The following is a 6678-nucleotide window of genomic DNA, read 5'->3' as shown; positions in this document are numbered from 1 at the left end:
CGCGGGGTGGAGCAGCCCGGTAGCTCGTCAGGCTCATAACCTGAAGGTCGCAGGTTCAAATCCTGCCCCCGCAACCAAACAAAACAACACAGCACTTACACACAACCCCGCCAGCGCAAGCCCGCGGGGCGCGCCGCGTTCGGGCGGGCCGCTGATGCTGCCCAAGAAGAACAAGCGGGATCCCCACCTGCGCGGGGATGACGCTAAGGGAGACGGGGAGCGCCTTGCCGATGCGGGGCGCCCGTGGGTCGCTTGGCCGACCGACCAGCGCGGCTCGACCCGCGCGCCCGGATCAGGCCCCAACCACCCGCCACATCTTCACCGCGATCCCGTGGCCCGGGCAGGAGATCGCCGGCGTGAGCGATGCCGTTGGTGCGCCGCCCATGGGAATGGCAATGCGAACGGAGCAGGTCTTTTGATCCGTATCCATTGTCAGGCTCCACCGACCGGCATGGCCGGTTGCAAGGACCTCACAGCCTTGTGTCGCTCGAACGCGCGAGCCGTGGAAATCCCGGAGCAGGTGCCGTCAGGCCGCCGCCGCCTTTACCGCCGCCGCTGCGTGGAAGACCGAGGGTTCGTAGTAGTAGGGTTTGATCTCGCAGCACAGGTCGCCGCGGAAGGTGAACATCTCGCACAGTTCCGCGGGCGCCAGCGACGGATCGGCAAAACGCATGGTCAGCACCGCGATGGCGCGATCCTGGCCTAGGGCGAGGTCGGTGCGATCGAGCGCCGCGACATCGACCATGCCCATCGCGACCGAGAACAGCGCCTTGAGCCCGCCCTTGCCCCGATATTCGCCCGCCATCGGCAAGGCGTTCGACTCGTAGGCCACGAAATCGTCGGTGAGCATGCTTTCCGCCGTTTCCCAGTCGCCGACCCCGCAGGCGCCGTAGAGGCGGTCGACGAATGCGGTCATCTCTTCGGGGGTCATGCTCATCGATCCTGCTCCGTCTGTTTGGGCGGCAGTCTGGCGGCAGCGGCAGCTCAAGCAAACCTAGCGTTTAGACCAGCCTCCGGGTCGGTGGCGGGCGGTTAAGAGGCTGGCTTGGGAGACAGCGGACATATCCGGGATGAGCATGACGATGAGTGAAACCTATCACGCCCTGATCGCCGAGAGCGCGTTTCCTGAAGAGGGCAAGCTTGCCGCGCGGCTCGGCGGATGGAGCGTGCTGGTGGTCCGAACCGAGGAGGGGCTGCGCGCGGTCAACGATCGCTGCACGCATCAGGCGGCGCTGCTGTCGCCCGGAAGGGTGCGGCGCGGGGCGATCATGTGTCCACTCCACGGCGCGCGGTTCGAGGCGGCCACGGGGCGCTGTATCGGCGGGGCCTATGCCGACCTTCGCGTGTTCCCGCTGCGGATCGAAAACGGGATGATCGAAGTGGCCGTGCCGGAGGCTCCGCCCGGGCCGGACGAGCGGCCGGTCGGGGCCTGACGCCTGCCACAAGGCACAGGTTCCCCCGGCGGGTGCAGGCTCTAGCATCGCGCCGATAACCATTGGGAGAATGCCATGCCTTTCACCGGCCCGTTCGAGGACCGCTTTGCCATTCGCGAGCTGCTCGAGACTTACGCCGACGCGGTGACGCGGCGCGATGCGGGGGACTGGGGAGCGACCTGGGCGCTGGATGCCGAATGGTCGCTGCCCGACTATCCCGAGATCGGCACCACCAAGGGACGCGAGGCGATCGTCGCCATGTGGATCGAGGCGATGAAAGCCTATCCCGGCATCATGTTCGAAGCCTGGCCGGGCTCGATCGAGGTCGACGGCGACCGGGCGACGATGCGCAGCTATACCTCGGAAGTCTACGACCACGACGGGGTGACGATGCGCGATCGCGGCGTCTACGAGGATACTTGCATCAGGATTGACGGCAAGTGGCATTTCGCGAGCCGATCGTTCCGCAACATCCACCGGCAGCACGCGCCTCGGGGCGTGTGAGAATATCGTCGTCCCCGGCCGAGCGGGGGACGACGTTCACATCACCACAGTTTCACGCGCTTTTCGGGGGGCAGGTAGAGCGCGTCGCCGGGCTTGATGCCGAACGCCTTGTACCAGGCGTCGATGTTGCGCACCGTCAGCGCGCGGTACTGGCCCGGCGCGTGGCCGTTGCCGATGACCTGGCGGCGCAGGGCGCCGTCGCGCTGCTTGCTGGCCCAGCTCTGCGCGTAGGCGATGAAGAAGCGCTGGTCGCCGGTCAGGCCGTCCACAACGGGAAGCTCCCTGCCGCCCAGCGCCTCGCGGTAGGCGTCGTAGGCGGCCGCGAGGCCGGCGACATCGGCGCCGTTCTCGCCCAGTTCCAGTTCACCGTTAAGGTGCAGGTCGGGGAAAGGCGCATAGGCGTCGTACTGCGCGACGAGGGCGCGGCTTTGCGTCTCGAAGTGGGCGAGGTCCTCGGCGCTCCACCAGTTGCGCAGGATGCCGTCGCCGTCGACGGCGGCGCCGCTGGCATCGAAGCTGTGGCTGACCTCGTGTCCGATCACCGCGCCGATCGCGCCGTAGTTGCTGGCAAGGTCGGCGGCGGGGTCGAAGAACGGCTTCTGCAGGATCGCGGCGGGGAAGTTCAGGGCGTTCTGCACCGGCAGGTTCACCGCGTTCACCAGCTGCGGGTTCATCCACCATTCGGCGCGGTCCTGTGGGCGGCCGAGCTTGGCGAGCTGCTGGAGCGTCTTGCCCCGGATCGCGGCCATGCGGTTGGCGTAGGCTTGGCCGGGCCGGATCGTGACCATCGAGTAGTCGAGCCACTGGTCGGGATAGCCGACGCTTACCACCATGCCGTCGAGCTTGGCGCGCGCCTCCTGGCGGGTGGCGGGCGACATCCAGTCGAGTGCGTCGATGCGCGCGGCGAAGGCGTGCTTGATGCGCTCGGCCATGTCCTCGACCTGCGCCTTGGCGGAAGGGGGGAAATACGCTTCGACGTAGAGCTTGCCCAGCGCGCCGCCGAGGTCGGCGTTGATCGAGGACAGCGCGCGCTTCTCGCGGGCACGCTGCTGCGGGGTGCCCGAAAGCGTGGTGTCGAAGAAGGCGAAGTTCAGCGCATCGAACTTGGTCGGCAGTACGTCGGTGTTCGCGTTGATGCGGTGGAAGGCGAGCCAGTCCTTCCAGGCATCGAGCGGTTCCGAGGCGACGAGCGCGGCGAGGCCGGTGATGGCGGACGGGCTGTAGGCGTCGAAGGTCTGCTGGCGCGGCATGCGCGCGGCGGTGAAGTAGGCGTCCCAGTCCATGCCGGGCGCGTTCTTCGCGAAATCGGCGCGGGTCCAGAGCGCCGCGCCCGTGGTGAAGTCGGCGACTTCGGCCTTGCTGGGGTGGGCCTGCGCGATCTTCGTCTCGAGGTCGAGGATGCGCTGCGCGCGGACTTCGGGCTGGTCGATCCCGGCGAGGCGCAGCAGGTCGGTGATGTACGTCTTGTACTGGCCGCGCACGGTGACCATCCGCGCCTCGGTGGAGACGTAGTATTCGCGGTCGGGCAGGGTGATGCCGCCCTGGTAGATGTAGGGCACGACCTCGTCGCTCTTCAGCGCCTTGGTGATGAACAGGCCGAAGAGGTTCTCGGTCGCCATGTCGTTGTTGTTGTTGAACAGGTCGAGGTCGCTCTCGGTCTGCTCGCCCAGCACGCGCACGAGCGCCGCCCTGTCCGTGATCGCGGCGTACTTCGCGAGGTCGCCCTTGAGCGGGGCGATGCCGGCCCTGTCGATCGCGGCGGTGTCCATGTAGGCGCGCCAGTAGTCGCGCAGGCGGGCTTCGTCGCTGCCGGCGGCGGGCTTGCCGGTGAGGATCTTCTGGATGAGCGCGATCTGCTGGCGCTCGGTCTCGTCGGCGGCGACGGTGTGCGAGCCGATGCGGCTGCGGTCGGCGGGAATTTCCGCCTTCGCCAGCCACGCCCCGTTGGCATAGAGGTAGAACTCGTCGCCCGGCTTCACCCGGGTGTCCATCGCGGTTTCGTCGATGCCGGATGCGGCGGGCTCGGCGGCGAAGGCGGGCAGCGGGAGGGCTGCGGTGAACAGCAGGGCGGTCAGCAGGCGAGTGGTTTTCATCAGGCGATCCTTTTGCAGCGGGGGGACAACGCTTGGAACCGCCCGCCGGGTTCATGACCCGCCGCCTAGCCGCTGGCGCTCGCCGGGCCAACCGGGTGCGGCGATTAAATTGCGTATGTGCGCAACAAAAAGAGGCGAGGCCCTGCGACCCCGCCTCCCGTGATTTTCAGATCGGCCGGCTCAGAACTTCTTGGTCACCTCCACCATGACGGTGCGGGGCAGGGTGCCGAAGCCGAGCTGGTCGGCCTTGATGCCGCCGGCGGTACCGGTGCCGCTGCCGGTCGAGGGGCCGTCGACCACGCCGGTGACGTAGAACCGGTTGGTCAGGTTCTTCCCGATGAGTGCGAGCTGCCAGTTGTCGTCCTGCGCGCCGAAGCGCAGCCCGGCGTCGAGCGTCACGTACTTGCCCTGGCGCGACAGCGGGTTGCCGAAGCCCGAGGCGAGGTAGCTGGCGGAGTACTTGCTGTCGACGTTCAGCCCCAGCTTGTTGGCCGAGCCTATCGAAACCTCGTAGTTGATGCCGAGGTTGCCGGTCCACTTGGGCGCCACCGAAAGCTGCTCGCCCGAGAGATCCTGGCGGGTGTTGCCCGCGAGGTTGCAGCCCTCGGCCGGGGTCTCGCCCGCGTAGCAGGGCGCCAGCGGGAAGTCGGTGTAGCGCGCCTTGTCGTAGTTGATCGAGCCGTGGATGTCGAAGCCGGGCACGCCGTTGGGGGCGAACTGCCACTCCAGCTCGACCCCCTTGGTACGCGCGTCGGCGGTGAGCGTCTGGAACGCGAAGATCGGCGAGTTGAAGAAGTCGACCTGCAGGTTCGAGTACTTGTAGTTGAACGCAGTGACGTTGAAGCGCAGCTGGTTCGACAGCAGGGTGGACTTGAAGCCGATCTCGAAGCCTTCCGCCTTCTCGGGCTCGAAGGTGAGGTCGGCGGTGGGGTCGGCCGAGAACTTGGAATTGATGCCGCCGTTGGAGAAGCCGCCGGACTTGTAGGCGGTCTTGTAGGCGCCGTAGATCATCAGGTCCGGGGTCGGCTTCCACGTCAGCGTCGCTTCGGGCGACCAGTTGCGGAAGTGCTGGCGCGCGGTGACGACGCCGAGGCCGTCGGGGTCGTTCTGGTCGCGGAAGATGCCCAGCAGCAGCGGGTTGTTGTAGAACTGGGTGAAGTAGCTGTTCTTGGTCTCGTCCGAGTAGCGCACGCCGCCCGCGAGTTCGAGGTCGGGCAGGATCTTGTAGGTAAGCTGGCCGAACACGGCCATCGTCTCACCCTTGGTGAAGCTGGTCTTGGCGGTGGCGACATGCTCGTAGCCGTCGGGGGCGAGCGAGTTCGACACCGCGCCGGTCATGACGAACTGCGCGAAGTCGCGGCGGGTGTTCTGGTACAGCATGCCGAGCATCATGTTGAACGGCCCGTCGAACTGCGTCAGCGCGCGCAGCTCCTGGCTGAACGCCTTCCACGAGGAATTCTCGGTGGCCCAGTTGCTGCCCGTGCTGGACTGGAAGTCGCAGGCGCAGGCCCAGCGGTTGTTGTTCCACTGGTAGTTGGTGACCGAGGAGACCTGCAGCAGGTCGGCATCATAGGTCAGGTTGAGGGTGCCGCCCGCCGAGCGGTACTTGTTGTAGAGCGAGCCGTCGCTCTTGGCGTAGGGGAAGTTCGCCGCGATGTCGGCGGGCATGTTGTTCTGGTGGGTGACGAAGTCCTTCTCGCACGGATAGCCGGTCAGCTGCGAGGTGGAGCCGTTGCCGCACTGGAAAGCGACGTAGTTCCATGAGGAGTTGTTCACTGTGCTGACGTCCACCGTGCCCTTGAGGGTGGCGGTGAGGCGGTCGGTCGGCTCCCACTTGAGCGTGGCGCGGGCGAGGAATTCCTCCTCGCCGGGGGCCTTGCGCTTGGCGGGGGTGGCGTTGTGCGCGGTCGGGTCGCCGTTGCCGCCAGCCAGGATGCTGGCGGAATCGACTTCGGTATACGTGATGTCGTCGGCTTCGTTGCGGTAGTAGCCGCCGTCCATCTTGGTGTAGCGCGCGGCGAGGCGCACGCCCAGGGTGTCGGTCAGCGGCATCGAGGCGTAGCCTTCGAGACGGTACTGCTGGCTCTTGAACTCGTAGCCGCCCTTGATCATGAATTCAGGGGTCGAGGTCGGGTCGGCGGTGGTGATCGAGATCACTCCGGCGGTGGCGTTCTTGCCGAAGAACAGCGCCTGCGGGCCTTTCAGGACCTCGACGCGGGCGAGGTCGAAGAAGCCCTCCTGGATGACGCGGCCCTGACCGTAATACGCGCCGTCGACGACGACCGCGACCGACTGCTCGATGCCGATCGAGGTCGACGACGAGCCGATGCCGCGCAGGGTCAGCTGCGCGCCCGAACCGTTGGAGGCGCGCCCGACGCTGAACTGCGGGGCGATCGCGGTGATCTTCTCGACGCTGGTGACGTCGCGGTTGGCGATCTGCTCGGCGGAGATGGCGGTGACCGCGACCGGCACGTCCTGCACGGTTTCCTGCCGCTTGCGCGCGGTGACGATGATGTCGTTGAGGCCGCCGGCCTGCACCGTCTCCTGCGGCGGGGCGGTATCCTGCGCCATGGCCGGCGCCGCGACCAGCGTCAGCGCCGTGGAGACGAACAAGACGGATTTGTGGACTCGCATTTCAGAAAACCTCC

The 6678-nt window shown here is 66.9% G+C and carries 5 protein-coding genes and 1 tRNA gene; 3 read left to right on the top strand and 3 right to left on the bottom strand.

Translation table 11 applies throughout. From position 1 onward, the window contains the following. Nucleotides 1-77: transfer RNA gene (locus AC07M9_RS11665), tRNA-Met, on the top strand. A 449-nt stretch (nt 78-526) separates the two neighbouring features. Here the strand turns inward: AC07M9_RS11665 and AC07M9_RS11660 are convergent. Beyond that, complete coding sequence (locus AC07M9_RS11660) at nt 527-937, bottom strand: nuclear transport factor 2 family protein (protein ID WP_494883849.1); 411 nt, start codon at nt 935-937, stop codon at nt 527-529. 145 nt (nt 938-1082) lie between these two features. On the opposite strand from AC07M9_RS11660, the gene AC07M9_RS11655 reads away from it, so the two are divergent. Next, the gene (locus AC07M9_RS11655; RefSeq protein WP_494883848.1) at nt 1083-1433 is read left to right on the top strand and encodes a Rieske (2Fe-2S) protein; all 351 of its coding nucleotides are present in this window, start codon (nt 1083-1085) and stop codon (nt 1431-1433) included. Between the two features lie 75 nt (nt 1434-1508). Continuing rightward, complete coding sequence (locus AC07M9_RS11650; RefSeq protein ID WP_494883847.1) at nt 1509-1937, top strand: nuclear transport factor 2 family protein; 429 nt, start codon at nt 1509-1511, stop codon at nt 1935-1937. Nucleotides 1938-1978: 41 nt separating this feature from the next. Here the strand turns inward: AC07M9_RS11650 and AC07M9_RS11645 are convergent, their stop codons facing one another. Then, nucleotides 1979-4030 carry a M13 family metallopeptidase gene (locus tag AC07M9_RS11645; protein WP_494883846.1) on the bottom strand — a complete coding sequence of 684 codons (2052 nt, stop codon included), beginning with the start codon at nt 4028-4030 and terminating at the stop codon, nt 1979-1981. A 180-nt stretch (nt 4031-4210) separates the two neighbouring features. Next, on the bottom strand, nt 4211-6664 hold the full coding sequence (locus AC07M9_RS11640) for a TonB-dependent receptor (RefSeq protein ID WP_494883845.1): 2454 nt from the start codon (nt 6662-6664) through the stop codon (nt 4211-4213). Nucleotides 6665-6678 lie beyond the last annotated feature (14 nt).

This window comes from Novosphingobium sp. GW821-FHT09E05, assembly GCF_059416165.1.
Note: the sequence above shows the minus strand (reverse complement) of the source record. Positions and strands in the feature narration are given on the sequence as shown.